Source organism: Modestobacter lacusdianchii (assembly GCF_054177765.1).
In genome coordinates this window covers 145,685-161,339 of the sequence record NZ_JBJJTJ010000007.1, presented here as the reverse complement: position 1 = coordinate 161,339, position 15,655 = coordinate 145,685, and the positions used below count along the sequence as shown (strand labels likewise).

Here is a 15,655-nt window from a genome sequence, read left to right as displayed (position 1 = left end):
CGGTGCAGGGGCCCGCCCCGAGCGTGCGAGGGGCGGGGGGCACCGGGGTCCTTCCTCAGTGGTCGGCGGTGGCGTCGGAGCCGTAGACCCCGCCGCGGGAGACGCCGGCACCCGACGGGGGAGTGGCCCCGTTGGCGGCGGCGTCGATGCTCTCGCGGGCGGCGGCCACGACGGCCTCCGCGGTCAGGCCGAACTCCTCGTACAGCTTCGAGTACGAGGCGCTGGCGCCGTAGTGGTTGAGGCCGACGATCCGGCCCGCGTCACCGACGAACTCGCGCCAGCCCATCGGCACCCCGGCCTCGACGCTCACGCGCGCCTTGACCGAGGGCGGGAGCACCTGCAGGCGGTAGGCCTCGTCCTGCTCGGCGAACCACTCCCAGCAGGGCAGGGACACGACGCGGGTGGGCACGCCGGCGGCCTCGAGCTGCTCGCGCGCGGCCACCGCGATCTGCACCTCCGAGCCGGTGCCCATGAGCACGACCTCGGGGGAGCCGTTGGACGCCTCGGCCAGCACGTAGCCGCCCTTGGCGACGCCCTCGGCGGAGGCGAACTCGGTGCGGTCGAACACCGGCAGGTTCTGCCGGGACAGCGCCAGGCCGGCCGGTCGGTCGTTGTGCTCCAGGATCGTGCGCCACGCGACCGCGGTCTCGTTGGCGTCGGCCGGGCGGACGAAGTCCAGACCCGGGATGGCGCGCAGCGCCGCGTAGTGCTCGATCGGCTGGTGCGTGGGGCCGTCCTCGCCCAGGCCGATGGAGTCGTGCGTCCACACGTAGGTCACCGGCAGCTGCATGAGGGCGGCCAGACGGACGGCGCCGCGCATGTAGTCGGAGAAGGTGAGGAACGTGCCGCCGTAGACCCGGGTGCCGCCGTGCAGGGCGATGCCGTTCATGACCGCGCCCATGGCGTGCTCACGGACACCGAAGTGCAGCGTGCGGCCGAACGGGCCACCGCTCCACATCTTGGTCTGGCGGTTCGCCGGCAGGAACGAGGGCTCGCCCTTGACCGCGGTGTTGTTGCTCTCGGCCAGGTCGGCCGAGCCGCCCCACAGCTCGGGGAGCTCGGGGTAGAGGGCGGCCAGCACCTCACCGGAGGCCTTGCGGGTGGCGACGCCCTTGGGGTCGGCGTCCCAGGTCGGCAGCTTCGCCGCCCAGCCCTCGGGGAGGGTGCGGGTGCTCATCCGCTCCAGCAGCGCCGCGCCCTCGGGGTTGGCCTGCTGCCAGGCGTCGAACTGCTGCTGCCAGGCGCGGTGCGCCTCCTGGCCGCGGGTGACGGCCTCGCGGGTGTGCTCGATGACCTCGGGGCGCACCTCGAAGGTCTGCTCCGGGTCGAAGCCCAGGACCTGCTTGGTCGCCTTGACCTCGTCCTCGCCGAGCGCCGAGCCGTGCACGGCACCGGTGTTCTGCTTGTTCGGCGACGGCCACCCGATGACCGTGCGCAGCACGATGATCGAGGGGCGGCTCGTCTCGGCCTTGGCAGCGGCGAAGGCGGCGTCCACGGCGGCGAGGTCCTCACCGTCGTCGACGTGCTGCACGTGCCAGCCGTAGGCGGCGTACCGGGCGCCGACGTCCTCGGTGAAGGCGACGGTCGTGTCGTCCTCGATCGAGATCCTGTTGTCGTCGTAGACCAGCACCAGGTTGCCCAGCTGCTGGGTGCCGGCCAGCGAGGAGGCCTCGCCGCTGACGCCCTCCTCCAGGTCACCGTCGGAGGCGAAGGCCCAGATGGTGTGGTCGAACAGGCTCTCGCCCTCGGCCGTCTCGGGGTCGAGCATGCCGCGCTCGCGGCGGGCGGCCATCGCCATGCCGACCGCGTTGCCGACGCCCTGGCCCAGCGGGCCGGTGGTGGTCTCGACGCCCGCGGTGTGGCCGACCTCGGGGTGGCCCGGGGTCTTCGAACCCCAGGTGCGCAGCGCCTGCAGGTCCTCCAGCTCCAGGCCGTAGCCGGCCAGGTAGAGCTGGACGTACAGGGTCAGGCTGGAGTGCCCCATGGAGAGCACGAAGCGGTCGCGTGCGGCCCAGTTCGGGTCGCTGGGGTCGTGCTTGAGCCACTTCTGGAAGAGCAGGTAGGCGACCGGCGCCATGCTCATCGCGGTGCCCGGGTGGCCGTTGCCGACCTTCTGGACGGCGTCCATGGCCAGCACGCGCGCCGTGTCGATGGCGGCGCGGTCGAGGTCACCGAAGCCCTCGGGGAGGGTCGGGCTCGGCTGGCGGGGGTCGCCGGTGGAGCTGTCGGAGGCGGCCTCGGCGGGGGCCTCGGCGGCGGTGCTCTTGGTTCCGTTGTCGCTGGTCATGTGGCGCTCGGAGCTCCCTCGGGGATCGGTCGATGTCGGACCCGCCCGGAGGGCCAGGGGGTCGACCCACCCCGGGCGGACGACGGTGCACACCACGGCCGCCCCGGTCGGCGCGGTCGGAGGTCGTGAGCGTGGGCGCGCCGTCGTCCTCGACGTCCGCCCTACCCGCATCACGCGCAGAGTCAACGTGATCAAACCCTAGTGGTACCGAGCTGTTCCCCGGGGGAGGGCGGCTACAGTGGTCGGGCAACCCCATCCCCGGCGGAGAAGGACCTCGTGGTGCTCTGCTGCCCGCGCGACGCCGCGCCCCTGGGCACCCGGTGACGGCGATCGCCGACCGCGCCGTCAGCCGGCCCCGGCCGACGAGATCGGCCCGCGCGACGGTGGGCGCCTACGTCTCGCTGACCAAGCCCAAGCTCGTCGAGCTGCTGCTGGTCACCACGCTGCCGGCGATGATGCTGGCCTCCGGCGGCTGGCCGGGCACCGGTCTGGTCGTGGCGACGCTCGTCGGCGGCATGCTCGCCGCGGGCGCGGCCAACACGATCAACTGCTGGTACGACCGGGACATCGACCGGCTCATGTCGCGCACCCGCGACCGGCCGATCCCCAGCGGGGTGATCCGGCCGCGCAACGCGCTGGTGTTCGGGGTGCTGCTGGCCTGGGTCGCGCTGGTGCTGCTCGGCCTGTTCACCACGCCGCTGGCCACGGCCCTCACGGCTGCCGCGGTGCTGGCCTACTCGGTCTTCTACACGATGGTGCTCAAGCGCCGTACGCACCACAACACCGTCTTCGGGGGGCTGCCGGGCGCGGCGCCGGTGCTGATCGGCTGGGCGGCGGTCACCGGGTCGCTGGACTGGCCGGCGCTGGTCTTCTTCGGCATCGTCTTCTGCTGGCAGATGCCGCACTTCTGGGCCCTGGCCAGTCGGTTCCGCTTCGACTACTTCCGGGCCGGCGTCCCCATGCTGTCGGTCGTCGCCGGGCCGGTCAGCGTGGGCCGCCAGTCGGTCGCGTGGGCGTGGGGCACGCTGGCCGTCTCGCTGCTGATGGCCCCGGTCACCCCGCAGCTCGGCTGGGGCACCGGCATCGCCACTCTCGCCCTGGGCGCCTGGTACGTCGCCGAGTCGCACGCCTGGCTGCGCCGGATCAAGGCCGGGGTGCCCGACCGGCCGATGAAGCTGTTCTCGGTGTCCATCACCTACATGACCCTGCTGTCGATCGCCCTGGTCGTCGACGTCCTCGTCTGACGCCGGACTCCACCGTCGGTGGAGGACGATGAGCCCGTGACGGCGGAAGGTGAACGCTCGGCGAGCGCGCAGCTGCAACCGCTGGTGGGGCAGTTCCTGGGCCAGCTGTGTGTCGGCCTCCACGACGCTCAGCTGCGCTTCTCCGGCGGCGTCACGGTGACCTTCGAGGCCCCGCTCACGGTGGCCCCCGCCCCGGGCGCGCCGGTGGTCCCGCACGAACTCGAGGGCCTGGCGTTGCTGCTGCCCCTCCTCAACGGCGACGTCGTCGCCGTCGCCGTCGGTGACGACGGGGCGTTGGGGCTCACCATCGGTGAGACGACCTTGCGCTGCGCTCCCGACCCGGACCACGAGGCATGGCAGGTCACCGGGTCCGATGTTGGCCTCGTCGTCTGCGGACCCGGCGGGGACCTGGCCGTCTGGCACTCGTAGCCGCCCCACGACGACGCCGGCGAGGTGGGCGATGTTCGTCGAGGGCGGGGTTTCCGGGCCGGATCCCGCCACGGACGCACATCGTCCTGCCGGGCGGGACGGCGGCAGCGGATGGCGACGGGGTGCGCGGACCGGTGGCTGCCGGGGTCGGCGCCGCCTCTCTGCGCACTCGGCCGCGGGCTGCGCCTCAGACGGCGGCGGCGCTGGTGAGCGGGGCGTCGACCGGGACGTCGGACGACGGGCCGCGGACCGACCAGACCAGCCGGGCGGTGTAGACGACGATCAGCACGGCGCCGGCCATGTGCAGCAGCACCAGCAGCTCCGGCAGGTCGGTGAAGTACTGGACGAAGCCGACCACTCCCTGGACCAGCTCCACGACCAGCAGGTCGCGGGCGGCGCGGCGGACCCGGCCGGGGGCGTCGGTGGCGTGCAGGCCCACCAGCAGGGCGATGGTCAGGCCGACCAGCAGGAAGACGAGGTCGGCGTGCAGCTGGCTCATCAGCTCCGGATCGAGGCCGGTGCGGCCGGCCTCCGGGTCGCCGCTGTGCGGGCCGCTGCCGGTCACCACCGTGCCGACCACCTGGACGGCGGCGACGGTGGCGGCGACGCCGGTGACCAGCAGCGCGAACGGCCGGCGCACCAGCAGCTGCCCCACCCCGGGCTCGCGCGAGCGCAGCCACAGCACGGTGGCGATCGCGACCAGCACCGAGGAGACGAGGAAGTGCGCGGCCACGGTCCACGGGTTGAGCCCGGTGAGCACCGTGACGCCGCCGAGCAGCGCCTGCGCGGGGATGCCCAGCAGGCTCAGCACGGCCAGCCGGCGCAGGTCGCGGCGCACCGAGGCGAAGACCGCCACCACGGTGGCGAAGGCGATGACGACGAGGACGAACGTCAGCAGCCGGTTGCCGAACTCGATCAGCCCGTGGCCGGCGAGCTCGGCCGTCGGTCGGATGCTGCCGTCGGTGCACTCGGGCCAGGTCGGGCAGCCCAACCCGGAACCGGTCAGGCGTACGGCGCCGCCGGTGACCACGATGACGCCGTTGGCGATCACGTTGGCCAGGGCGATCCGGGAGACCACCGACGGGTTCATCCGAGAGCGGAACGACGCGGGAAGAACCGACACGCCCCGGATGCTACTTACCTCGGCGCCCCCGCCCCCCGGTTCGAGCAGAGAGCCCGCTCACCCGGCCGGCGGCACCGCCCGACGCGCGACAGACCGCCGGACCAGCGACCCGGCGGGCGGTGCGCAGCGTCCGCGGTGGGCAGGTGAGCGCCGACCCGTTCCGACGAGAGGTCCCTTCCAGACATGACCAGCGGATTCCCGGGTGCGCCCTTCGGCGGCGGCCCGTTCGACGACTTCTTCCAGGCGTTCCTCGGCGGCCCCGGTGCCCGCCGCGGCATGCAGCGGGTGGACATCACCCAGCTGCTCACCTCGCACTCCCGGGAGGTGGTCGCCGCGGCAGCGCGGCAGGCCGCCGAGTGGGGGAGCCCGGACCTGGACACCGAGCACCTGCTGTGGGCCCTGGCAGGGCACGAGCCCACCCGCACCCTGCTGTCCCGCAGCGGTGTGGACGCCGAGCAGCTGCAGGCCGCCCTGGCCGGCCAGCTCGGCCGCGGCGAGCCCACCGGCCAGGCGCCGGCGCTGACCCCGGCCGCGAAGCGGGCACTGCTCGACGCCCACCAGGTCTCCCGGGCCAGCGGCTCGACCTACATCGGGCCCGAGCACCTGCTGTTCGCCCTGGCGCTGAACGGCGACTCGGGCGCCGGGCGGGTGCTGGGCGGTGCCCGGGTCACCCCAGAGGCGCTCCAGCAGGCCGCGGCGGGTGGCCCGGTGACCGCCGGGGGCGGTGGCGGTGGTGGTGAGCAGCCGCCGTCGAGCACCCCGACGCTGGACGAGTTCGGTCGCGACCTCACGGCGATGGCCCGCGACGGGAGGATCGACCCGGTCATCGGCCGGGCCCAGGAGATCGAGCAGACGATCGAGGTGCTGTCCCGGCGCAACAAGAACAACCCGGTGCTGATCGGCGAGGCCGGCGTCGGCAAGACGGCGATCGTGGAGGGCATCGCCCTGCAGATCGTGGACGGCGACGTCCCGGAGTCGCTGCGCGGCCGGCGGCTGGTCGAGCTCGACCTGACCGGGCTGGTCGCCGGCACCCGGTACCGCGGTGACTTCGAGGAGCGGCTCAAGAAGGTGATGGACGAGATCCGCGAGCACAGCGACGAGGTGATCGTCTTCATCGACGAGCTGCACACCGTCGTCACCGCGGGTGGCTCGGAGGGCTCGGCCGGGGCGGGCAACATGCTCAAGCCGGCGCTGGCCCGCGGCGAGCTGCACATCATCGGCGCCACCACGCTGGACGAGTACCGCCGCAACATCGAGAAGGACGCCGCCCTGGAGCGTCGGTTCCAGCCGGTGCTGGTGCCCGAGCCCAGCACGCTGGACACGATCGAGATCCTGCGCGGGCTGCGGGACCGCTACGAGGCGCACCACCAGGTGCGGTTCACCGACGAGGCGCTGGTCGCCGCGGCCGAGCTGTCCGAGCGGTACGTCACCGACCGGCACCTGCCGGACAAGGCCATCGACCTGATCGACCAGGCGGGCGCGCGCACCCGGCTGCGGGTGAAGCGGCCGACCACCGACCTGCGGGCGCTGGAGCAGCGGGTCCAGGAGCTGCAGCGGGAGAAGGACCAGGCGGTCGCCGCCGAGCAGTACGAGCGCGCGTCCACGCTGCGCGACGAGTGCCAGGCGGCGCAGGCCGAGCTCGACCGGGCACGGTCCGGTGGCGAGGCCGGCATCCCCGAGGTCGGGGTCGCGGAGATCGCCGAGGTGGTCTCCCGCGCCACCGGCGTCCCGGTGGCCCAGCTCACCGAGGAGGAGCGCGACCGGCTGCTGCGCCTGGAGGACGTCCTGCACGAGCGGGTCGTCGGCCAGGAGGAGGCGGTCGAGGTCGTCGCCGAGGCGATCCGCCGCTCGCGGGCGGGCCTGGGCGACCCGGACCGGCCGATCGGCAGCTTCCTGTTCCTGGGCCCGACCGGCGTCGGCAAGACCGAGCTGGCCCGGGCGCTGGCCGAGGCGCTGTTCGGCGACTCCGACCGGATGATCCGGCTGGACATGAGCGAGTTCCAGGAGCGGCACACGGTCAGCCGGCTGGTCGGCTCGCCCCCCGGCTACGTGGGCTACGAGGACGCCGGCCAGCTGACCGAGGCGGTGCGTCGCCGTCCGTACTCGGTGGTGCTGCTGGACGAGATCGAGAAGGCCCACCCGGACGTGTTCAACACGCTGCTCCAGCTGCTGGACGACGGCCGGCTGACCGACTCCCAGGGCCGCACGGTCGACTTCACCAACACCGTGGTGATCATGACCAGCAACCTGGGGTCCGAGGCGATCGTCAACGCCGGCCGGGGCCCGCTGGGCTTCACCGCGAACGGGGACGCCGGTGACGACCTGCGCGACCAGGTGATGCGGCGGCTGCGGGAGGCCTTCCGGCCGGAGTTCCTCAACCGGATCGACGAGATCGTGGTCTTCCGGCAGCTGGAGGCCGAGCAGCTGGCCCGGATCACCGACCTGCTGCTGGACGAGACCCGGCGCCGGCTGGCCGCCCAGGACATCGCGGTCGAGTTCACCCCGGCGGCGGTCTCCTGGCTGGCCGAGCGGGGCTTCGAGCGCCAGTTCGGTGCCCGCCCGCTGCGCCGGGCGATCCAGCGGGAGGTCGACAACCGGCTGTCCCGGCTGGTGCTGGGCGGCGACCTGCACGCCGGGCAGGGGGTCCGGGTGGACGTCGTGGACGGCGCCCTGGACCTGCGGGTCTCCGACCGGCAGCCGAACACCGTCGCGGAGGCCGAGGCGCCTGCCGCGGTGTGAGGTACGTCTCGGCTGAGCTCAGGGAGCCCGCAAGTAAGGTCCGCCTTGCTTGCGGGCTCCCTGATTAAGCACACAATCGTGTTGTGGAATCCGCCGCGGCCCGCGCCGCCGTCCCCGCCGCCGGTGCGCCGGCCGAGGACGGGCGCACCCGGGTCCGGGTGAGCGCGCTGCTGCTCGAGCACGGTCCGCAGTCCGCCGCCGAGCTGGCCGCCCGGCTGGGCATCTCCGCCGCGGCGGTGCGCCGGCACCTCGACGGTCTGGTCACCGCCGGCCGGGTCACCGAGCGCGAGGCCCCCGGCGGTCAGCGGGGGAGGGGCCGGCCCGCGCGCCGGTTCGCCCTCACCGACGCCGGCCGCTCGGCCTTCCCGCACGCCTACGACGACCTGGCGCTGACCGCGCTCCGGTTCGTGGCCGAGCACGGCGGGCCGGACGCCGTCCGGGCCGTCGCCGAGCGGCAGCTGTCCGGGCTGGAGCAGCGGTGCTCCACCGCGGTCGAGCAGGCGCAGGCGGCCTCGCCCGGGCCCGTCGACCGTGCCCAGGTGGTCGCGGCCGCGCTGACCACCGAGGGGTACGCGGCGATGGCCATGTCACTGGCCGGGCCGGGGAGCGGCAGCGGCGGCCAGCTCTGCCAGCACCACTGCCCGGTGGCCCACGTCGCCGCCGAGTTCCCCCAGTTGTGCGAGGCTGAGACCGCGGTGATCAGCCGACTGGTCGGCACCCACGTGCAGCGACTGGCCACCATCGCCCACGGCGACGGGATCTGCACCACGCACATCCCCGCCCAGCCCAGCCCCACGCACATCCCCGCCCAGCCCAGCCCCACCCACACACCGGCCCAGCCCGTGCCAGCGCAGCGCACACGGGATCGGGAAACGGCCCGCGGCGGGAACAAAGCCGATCTGCCCCACCCTGTACCTGCTGGTCGCGTCACGGTCCCGGAGCACCTCGACCGGGCCGCCGACGCCAGCACTCGCAGCACCCCCTCGATCGACCGGGAGAGGACCCCCGCATGACCAGCACCCAGCAGCCGGCGGCCAGCACGCCGATGACGCAGGACGAGACGATCGACGCGCTCGGCCGCTACAAGTACGGCTGGGCCGACGCCGACACCGCCGGCGCCTCGGCCACCCGTGGCCTCAACGAGGACGTCGTCCGCGACATCTCGCGCCGCAAGAACGAGCCCGAGTGGATGCTCGAGCGCCGGCTCAAGGCGCTGAAGATCTTCGGCAAGAAGCCCATGCCCGACTGGGGCTCGGACCTCTCCGGCATCGACTTCCAGAACATCAAGTACTTCGTGCGCTCGACCGAGGCCCAGGCCACCACCTGGGACGAGCTGCCCGACGACATCAAGAACACCTACGACAAGCTGGGCATCCCGGAGGCGGAGAAGCAGCGGCTGGTCGCCGGCGTCGCGGCCCAGTACGAGTCCGAGGTCGTCTACCACAAGATCCGTGAGGACCTCGAGGAGCAGGGCGTCCTGTTCCTGGACACCGACACGGCGCTGCGCGAGCACCCGGACCTGTTCCGCGAGTACTTCGGCTCGGTCATCCCCTCCGGGGACAACAAGTTCGCCGCGCTGAACACCGCCGTCTGGTCGGGTGGCTCGTTCATCTACGTGCCGCCGGGCGTGCACGTGGAGATCCCGCTGCAGGCCTACTTCCGGATCAACACCGAGAACATGGGCCAGTTCGAGCGGACCCTGATGATCATCGACGAGGGCGCCTACGTGCACTACGTCGAGGGCTGCACCGCGCCGATCTACAAGACCGACTCGCTGCACTCCGCGGTCGTCGAGATCATCGTGAAGAAGAACGCGCGCTGCCGGTACACGACCATCCAGAACTGGTCGAACAACGTCTACAACCTGGTCACCAAGCGGGCCGTGGCCCACGAGGGCGCGACCATGGAGTGGGTCGACGGCAACATCGGCTCCAAGGTGACGATGAAGTACCCGGCCGTGTGGATGACCGGTGAGCACGCCAAGGGCGAGGTCATGTCGATCGCCTTCGCCGGCGAGGGCCAGCACCAGGACGCCGGCGCCAAGATGGTGCACGCCGCGCCGCACACCTCCTCGACCATCGTGTCGAAGTCGGTGGCCCGGGGCGGTGGCCGCACCTCCTACCGCGGGCTGGTGCAGGTCGACGAGGGCGCCTACGGCTCGAAGTCGACGGTGAAGTGCGACGCGCTGCTGGTCGACACGATCAGCCGGTCGGACACCTACCCCTACGTCGACGTCCGCGAGGACGACGTCGCCATGGGCCACGAGGCCACGGTCTCCCGGGTCAGCGACGACCAGCTGTTCTACCTGATGAGCCGCGGGCTCTCCGAGGACGAGGCGATGGCGATGGTCGTGCGCGGCTTCGTCGAGCCGATCGCCCGGGAGCTGCCGATGGAGTACGCCCTCGAGCTCAACCGCCTGATCGAGCTGCAGATGGAAGGTGCCGTCGGCTGATGTCGGCTCCACAGAACACCGGTACTGACGACCAGACCACCCTGACCACGGACTCGGCCACCCTCGCCGGGGAGCTCTTCGCTCCCGGCGTGGGCGCCCAGGCCGGGCCGCCGACCACCCCGGCGGCCGGCACCGGCACCGCCGGCGAGGCCCCCCCGGGGTCGCACTCGCACGGCGGGCCGGCCCCGACCGGTTCGCCGGCCGAGCGGTTCACCTCGGTCGACCCCGACGCCTTCCCCGCGCCCACCGGCCGGGAGGAGGAGTGGCGGTTCACCCCGATGCGCCGCGTCCGCGCGCTGCTGGACGGCGCCCCGTCGGAGGCGTCCCTGCAGTGGGAGACCGACCTGCCCGAGGGCGTCGAGCTGACCTCGGTGCCCGCCGACGACCCGCTGCTCAAGGGCCTGCCCGAGCCGGTCGACCGGCTCGCCGCGCTCACCCGCCAGCGCAGCGGTGACGCCACCGTCGTCCGGATCGCCAAGGACGCGGTGCTCGACCGCCCGGTGCACCTGGGCCTGTCCGGCACCGGCAGCGAGGACGTCGTCTGGGGCCAGCTGGTCGTCGAGGTCGGGCAGTTCGCCCAGGCCACCGTGGTCCTGGACCACAGCGGGCTGGCCAAGTACTCCGGCGGGGTCGCCTTCCTGCTCGGCGACGGCGCGCAGCTGACCGTCGTCTCGGTGCAGGAGTGGGCCCCCGGTGCGGTGCACGGCGGGCAGTTCGACGCCGTCGTCGGCCGCGACGCCACCCTCAAGCAGGTCGTGGTCACCCTGGGCGGCGACCTCGTCCGGCTGGTCAGCAACGTGCAGTACGCCGGCCCCGGCGGCTCGGTCGACATGTTCGGCCTGTACTTCGCCGACGAGACCCAGCACCAGGAGCACCGGCTGTGGGTCGACCACGGCACGCCCAACTGCCGCAGCAACGTCGTCTACAAGGGCGCGCTGCAGGGCGAGCAGGCGCACAGCGTGTGGGTCGGTGACGTGCGCATCCGCCCGGCGGCCACCGGCACCGACACCTACGAGCTCAACCGCAACCTCGTCCTCACCGACGGGGCGCGGGCGGACTCGGTGCCCAACCTGGAGATCGAGACCGGCGAGATCGTCGGTGCCGGGCACGCCAGCGCCACCGGCCGGTTCGACGACGAGCAGCTGTTCTACCTCTGCTCCCGCGGCATCGACGCGGAGACCGCGCGGCGCCTGGTCGTCCGCGGGTTCTTCGCCGACGTCGTCCAGCACATCGGGATCCCCGAGCTGCAGGACCGGCTGATGGCCTCGATCGAGCGTCGGCTGGGTGCGCTGCCGGAGCTCGACGAGCAGCCGGTCGAGGTCGGCTGATGGCCTTCGAGCGCGTCTGCGCCCGCTCGGAGGTGCCCGAGGACGGTGCGCTGCGGGTCGAGCTCGCGGACGTGGACGTCGCGGTCGTGGACTTCGACGGCGAGCTCTACGCCCTCCAGGACGTCTGCTCGCACGCGGACTTCCCGCTCACCGATGGCGACGTCGACGAGGTCGACGGCGCCCCCACGATCGAGTGCGCACTGCACGGGTCCTGCTTCGACCTGCGCACCGGCGCCCCCACCAACCTGCCGGCCAACAAGCCGGTCCCCGTCTACCCGGTCCGGGTCGAGGGTGACGACGTCCTGGTCGACGTCGACGCCCCCCTCGCGGCCAGCACGAACTGAGGAGCGACATCGTGACCAGCCCCACCGCGACCCCGACCGCCACCGGCCTGCAGGCCGGCAGCGTGCTGGAGATCCGCGACCTGCACGTCACCGTCGGCGAGGGGGACGAGGCCAAGGAGATCCTCCGCGGCGTCGACCTCACCGTCCGTGGCGGCGAGACCCACGCGATCATGGGCCCCAACGGGTCGGGCAAGTCGACCCTGGCCTACTCGATCGCCGGGCACCCGAAGTACACGATCACCGGCGGCACCGTCACCCTCGACGGCGAGGACGTCCTCGCGATGACCGTCGACGAGCGCGCCCGCGCCGGCATGTTCCTGGCCATGCAGTACCCGGTCGAGGTGCCCGGTGTGTCGGTGTCGAACTTCCTGCGCACCGCCGCCACCGCGGTGACCGGCGAGGCGCCGAAGCTGCGTACCTGGGTCAAGGACGTGCGCACCGAGATGACGGCCCTGGAGATGGACGCCGCCTTCGCCGAGCGCAACGTCAACGAGGGCTTCTCCGGCGGTGAGAAGAAGCGCCACGAGATCCTGCAGATGCGCCTGCTCAAGCCCAAGGTCGCGATCCTCGACGAGACCGACTCCGGCCTGGACGTCGACGCGCTGCGGATCGTCTCCGAGGGCGTCAACCGGGCCAAGGCCGAGAGCCCGGTCGGCGTCCTGCTGATCACGCACTACACGCGGATCCTCAAGTACATCAAGCCCGACTTCGTGCACGTCTTCGTCGCCGGCCGGGTCGTCGACGAGGGTGGCCCCGAGCTCGCGCAGAAGCTCGAGGACGAGGGCTACGCCGCCTACGTCAAGGACTCGAACGAGCAGGCCGCAGCGGAGGCGCAGCAGGCATGACCGCGACCGCCTCGCGTCCGCACCGGTCGCGCTCGCTGCCGCTGGACGTCGAGGCGATCCGGGCGGACTTCCCGATCCTGTCCCGCACCGTGCGGGACGGGCGTCGACTGGTCTACCTCGACTCCGGCGCGACCTCGCAGAAGCCGACCAGCGTCCTGGACGCCGAACGGCACTTCTACGAGAACTACAACGCCGCTCCGCACCGCGGTGCCCACCAGCTCGCCGAGGAGGCCACCGCCGCCTACGAGGCGGCCCGGGCCACCATCGGCGCGTTCATCGGGGCGCCGGAGAACGAGGTCGTCTTCACCCGTAACAGCACCGAGGCGATCAACCTGGTCGCCTACGCGCTGAGCAACGCGGCGACGGCCAAGGAGCCGGAGTTCCGGCGGTACGCCGTCGGTCAGGGCGACGAGATCGTCGTGACCGAGATGGAGCACCACGCCAACCTGCTGCCCTGGCAGCAGCTGTGTGAGCGCACGGGGGCGACCCTGCGCTGGCTCGGGCTCACCGACGACGGCCGGCTGGACCTCTCCGACCTGGGCACCGTGGTCAACGAGCGCACCAAGCTCGTCGCGGTCACCCAGCAGTCGAACATCCTGGGCACGATCAACCCGCTGGGCGAGATCACCGCCCGGGCCCGGGAGGTCGGCGCCCTGGTGCTGGTCGACGGCGCCCAGTCGGTGCCGCACCAGCCGGTCGACGTCACCACGCTGGGCGCGGACTTCCTGGTGTTCTCCGGGCACAAGATGCTCGGCCCCACCGGCGTCGGCGTGCTCTGGGGCCGGTACGAGGTGCTCGACGCGCTGCCGCCGTTCCTCACCGGCGGCTCGATGATCGAGGTCGTGCGGATGGAGGGCAGCACCTTCATGCCCCCGCCGCAGCGCTTCGAGGCCGGCGTCCCGATGACCGCCCAGGTGATCGGGCTCGGCGCGGCCGTGGAGTACCTGCAGCGGCTGGGCATGGCCAACGTGCTGGCCCACGAGGAGGCGCTCACCGAGTACGCCCTCGAGCAGCTGCAGGCGGTCCCCGGCGTGACCGTGATCGGCCCGCCGGACACCGTCGCCCGTGGCGGGGCGATCAGCTTCACCGTCGAGGGCATCCACCCGCACGACGTCGGCCAGGTGCTCGACGACCTGGGCATCGCCGTCCGGGTGGGGCACCACTGCGCCTGGCCGGTGGTGCGGCGCTACGGCGTCCCGGCCACGACCCGGGCCACGTTCTACGTGCACACCGGCTACGACGACGTCGACGCGCTCGTCGACGGTGTGCGGGAAGCCCAGCGCTTCTTCGGCGTTGCACCCTCTGACAGCGAGGGAGCGACGAACTGATGCAGCTGCAGTCGATGTACCAGGACATCATCCTGGACCACTACCGGAACCCGCACGGGCGCGGCCTCCGCGACCCGTTCGAGGCCGAGGTGCACCACGTCAACCCGACGTGCGGCGACGAGGTGACCCTGCGGGTGCACCTGGACGGCGACACGATCGCCGACGTCTCCTACGAGGGGATGGGCTGCTCGATCAGCCAGGCCTCGGTGTCGGCGATGTACGACCTGGTGCTCGGCAGGAGCGTCAGCGACGCGCTGCAGACCGGCGAGCAGTTCATGACGCTGATGCAGAGCAAGGGCGACCCGGCCGTGGCCGAGCAGCTCGAGGACGAGCTGGAGGACGCCGTGGCGTTCGCCGGCGTGTCCAAGTACCCGGCACGGGTCAAGTGCGCACTGATGAGCTGGATGGCGTTGAAGGACGCGAGCGCCCGCGCGCTGTCCGCCACCCCGACGGGAGAGACCGCATGAGCGAGAGCACCCCTGAGACCACCGCGGACGCCGGCCTCTTCGGCGGCAAGTCCGCCCTCCTGGAGGACGTCGAGGAGGCCATGCGCGACGTCGTCGACCCCGAGCTGGGCGTCAACGTCGTCGACCTGGGCCTGGTCTACGGCCTGGACGTCGACACCGAGGCCAACGTCGCGATCATCGACATGACGCTGACCTCGGCCGCCTGCCCGCTGACCGACGTGATCGAGGACCAGGCCCGCCAGGCCCTCACCGGCGGCCCCGGCCCCGGTCTGGTCGACGACATCCGGATCAACTGGGTCTGGATGCCGCCGTGGGGCCCGGACAAGATCACTGACGACGGCCGCGAGCAGCTGCGGGCCCTCGGCTTCCGGGTGTAGTGGCCTCGTCGCAGGGGCCCGCGCCGAGCTTGCGAGGCGTGGGGGGCGATGAGGTCCTCCGACTCCTGAGCCGGTTGGCCGCGGGGGAGACCCCGCCGGCCGACGCCAGCGTGCCCACGGTGCCCGCACCTGCCCTCCTCGACGGACGGCGGGTGCGGGCACTCGTCGTCGGTGGCACCGGCTGGCACGTGGTCGCCGCCGACGTCGACCCGGCCTGGGTGGCCGCGCAGGTGGCGCACGAGCCGATCGAGGCGCCCCTCGGAGCGCGCTTCCTGTCCGCGCTCGCCGACCGGGTCGGTGGTGAGCCCGGCGTGCTCGACGCCCTGCTGGTCGCCCTGCCCGCGCCGGCCGCCCCGGGGCTGGAGCTGGTCGAGACCGGGCCGGGGGAGCACCCGCGGGTGCGGCGGGCGCTGGCCCACCGCACCGACGTCCGGGTCTGGACGACGCCCGACGGCACCGCCCTGCTCGCCCTCGGGCGGGGCGTCTGCGGCCGCTGGGAGACCGGTGTGGAGGTCCAGCCGGCTGTCCGTGGCCGGGGTCTGGGCACCGCGCTGGCGGCGGCCGCCCCGGCGCTGGTGCCCGGCGGCGAGCCGCTGTGGGCGCAGGTCGCGCCGGCCAACACCGCCTCGCTGCGGTCGTTCCTGGCTGCCGGCTGGCGCCCGGTGGGCGCCGAGGTCGTCGTCGGCTGACCG

The 15,655-nt window shown here is 72.9% G+C and carries 14 protein-coding genes; 12 read left to right on the top strand and 2 right to left on the bottom strand.

The features are described from left to right. Positions 1 to 55 precede the first annotated feature (55 nt). Positions 56 to 2,287 (bottom strand): transketolase, encoded by a 2,232-nt coding sequence (tkt, locus tag ACJTNH_RS07415; RefSeq protein ID WP_458174136.1) that lies wholly within the window; start codon positions 2,285 to 2,287, stop codon positions 56 to 58. Between the two features lie 320 nt (positions 2,288 to 2,607). Between tkt and ACJTNH_RS07410 the strand changes: the two genes are divergently transcribed. Both ACJTNH_RS07410 and ACJTNH_RS07405 read left to right on the top strand, forming a co-directional pair. After that, positions 2,608 to 3,531, top strand: a complete 924-nt coding sequence (locus tag ACJTNH_RS07410; RefSeq protein WP_458174134.1) for a heme o synthase — start codon at positions 2,608 to 2,610, stop codon at positions 3,529 to 3,531. 36 nt (positions 3,532 to 3,567) lie between these two features. Then, the gene (locus tag ACJTNH_RS07405) at positions 3,568 to 3,960 is read left to right on the top strand and encodes a DUF6188 family protein (protein WP_458174132.1); all 393 of its coding nucleotides are present in this window, start codon (positions 3,568 to 3,570) and stop codon (positions 3,958 to 3,960) included. A 187-nt stretch (positions 3,961 to 4,147) separates the two neighbouring features. Here ACJTNH_RS07405 and ACJTNH_RS07400 read toward each other — a convergent pair whose 3' ends face one another. Then, a complete protein-coding gene (locus ACJTNH_RS07400) occupies positions 4,148 to 5,083 on the bottom strand; it encodes a COX15/CtaA family protein (protein WP_458174130.1) in 936 nt (311 codons plus the stop codon). A gap of 183 nt (positions 5,084 to 5,266) precedes the next feature. On the opposite strand from ACJTNH_RS07400, the gene ACJTNH_RS07395 reads away from it, so the two are divergent. From ACJTNH_RS07395 to ACJTNH_RS07350, 10 genes are all read left to right on the top strand, one after another. Next, a complete protein-coding gene (locus tag ACJTNH_RS07395) occupies positions 5,267 to 7,822 on the top strand; it encodes an ATP-dependent Clp protease ATP-binding subunit (protein ID WP_458174128.1) in 2,556 nt (851 codons plus the stop codon). Positions 7,823 to 7,905: 83 nt separating this feature from the next. Then, positions 7,906 to 8,835: a helix-turn-helix transcriptional regulator gene (locus ACJTNH_RS07390; protein WP_458174126.1), complete on the top strand. Its 930-nt coding sequence runs from the start codon at positions 7,906 to 7,908 to the stop codon at positions 8,833 to 8,835. Next, entirely contained in the window at positions 8,832 to 10,274 is a 1,443-nt protein-coding gene (gene sufB, locus ACJTNH_RS07385) for a Fe-S cluster assembly protein SufB (RefSeq protein WP_458174124.1), read from the top strand. The genes ACJTNH_RS07390 and sufB overlap by 4 nt, the downstream gene beginning before the upstream one ends. After that, positions 10,274 to 11,602: a Fe-S cluster assembly protein SufD gene (gene sufD, locus ACJTNH_RS07380; RefSeq protein ID WP_458174122.1), complete on the top strand. Its 1,329-nt coding sequence runs from the start codon at positions 10,274 to 10,276 to the stop codon at positions 11,600 to 11,602. Before sufB ends, sufD begins: the two co-directional genes overlap by 1 nt. Then, complete coding sequence (locus ACJTNH_RS07375) at positions 11,602 to 11,946, top strand: non-heme iron oxygenase ferredoxin subunit (protein ID WP_299951993.1); 345 nt, start codon at positions 11,602 to 11,604, stop codon at positions 11,944 to 11,946. The genes sufD and ACJTNH_RS07375 overlap by 1 nt, the downstream gene beginning before the upstream one ends. Positions 11,947 to 11,957: 11 nt before the next feature. After that, positions 11,958 to 12,791, top strand: coding sequence for a Fe-S cluster assembly ATPase SufC (sufC, locus tag ACJTNH_RS07370; RefSeq protein WP_458174120.1), 834 nt, complete (start codon positions 11,958 to 11,960; stop codon positions 12,789 to 12,791). Further along, complete coding sequence (locus ACJTNH_RS07365) at positions 12,788 to 14,119, top strand: cysteine desulfurase (RefSeq protein WP_458174118.1); 1,332 nt, start codon at positions 12,788 to 12,790, stop codon at positions 14,117 to 14,119. The genes sufC and ACJTNH_RS07365 overlap by 4 nt, the downstream gene beginning before the upstream one ends. After that, positions 14,119 to 14,586: a Fe-S cluster assembly sulfur transfer protein SufU gene (gene sufU / locus ACJTNH_RS07360; RefSeq protein WP_458174116.1), complete on the top strand. Its 468-nt coding sequence runs from the start codon at positions 14,119 to 14,121 to the stop codon at positions 14,584 to 14,586. Before ACJTNH_RS07365 ends, sufU begins: the two co-directional genes overlap by 1 nt. Next, entirely contained in the window at positions 14,583 to 14,963 is a 381-nt protein-coding gene (locus ACJTNH_RS07355; RefSeq protein WP_458174114.1) for a metal-sulfur cluster assembly factor, read from the top strand. The genes sufU and ACJTNH_RS07355 overlap by 4 nt, the downstream gene beginning before the upstream one ends. 119 nt (positions 14,964 to 15,082) lie before the next feature. Further along, complete coding sequence (locus ACJTNH_RS07350) at positions 15,083 to 15,652, top strand: hypothetical protein (RefSeq protein ID WP_458174112.1); 570 nt, start codon at positions 15,083 to 15,085, stop codon at positions 15,650 to 15,652. Positions 15,653 to 15,655 lie beyond the last annotated feature (3 nt).

Excerpts from the sequence above, each read along its gene's own strand:
- tkt (WP_458174136.1), bottom strand. The coding sequence starts at position 2,287 with ATGACCAGCGACAACGGAACCAAGAGCACCGCCGCCGAGGCCCCCGCC.
- ACJTNH_RS07395 (WP_458174128.1), top strand. The coding sequence starts at position 5,267 with ATGACCAGCGGATTCCCGGGTGCGCCCTTCGGCGGCGGCCCGTTCGAC.
- sufB (WP_458174124.1), top strand. The coding sequence starts at position 8,832 with ATGACCAGCACCCAGCAGCCGGCGGCCAGCACGCCGATGACGCAGGAC.
- sufD (WP_458174122.1), top strand. The coding sequence starts at position 10,274 with ATGTCGGCTCCACAGAACACCGGTACTGACGACCAGACCACCCTGACC.
- ACJTNH_RS07375 (WP_299951993.1), top strand. The coding sequence starts at position 11,602 with ATGGCCTTCGAGCGCGTCTGCGCCCGCTCGGAGGTGCCCGAGGACGGT.
- ACJTNH_RS07365 (WP_458174118.1), top strand. The coding sequence starts at position 12,788 with ATGACCGCGACCGCCTCGCGTCCGCACCGGTCGCGCTCGCTGCCGCTG.
- sufU (WP_458174116.1), top strand. The coding sequence starts at position 14,119 with ATGCAGCTGCAGTCGATGTACCAGGACATCATCCTGGACCACTACCGG.
- ACJTNH_RS07355 (WP_458174114.1), top strand. The coding sequence starts at position 14,583 with ATGAGCGAGAGCACCCCTGAGACCACCGCGGACGCCGGCCTCTTCGGC.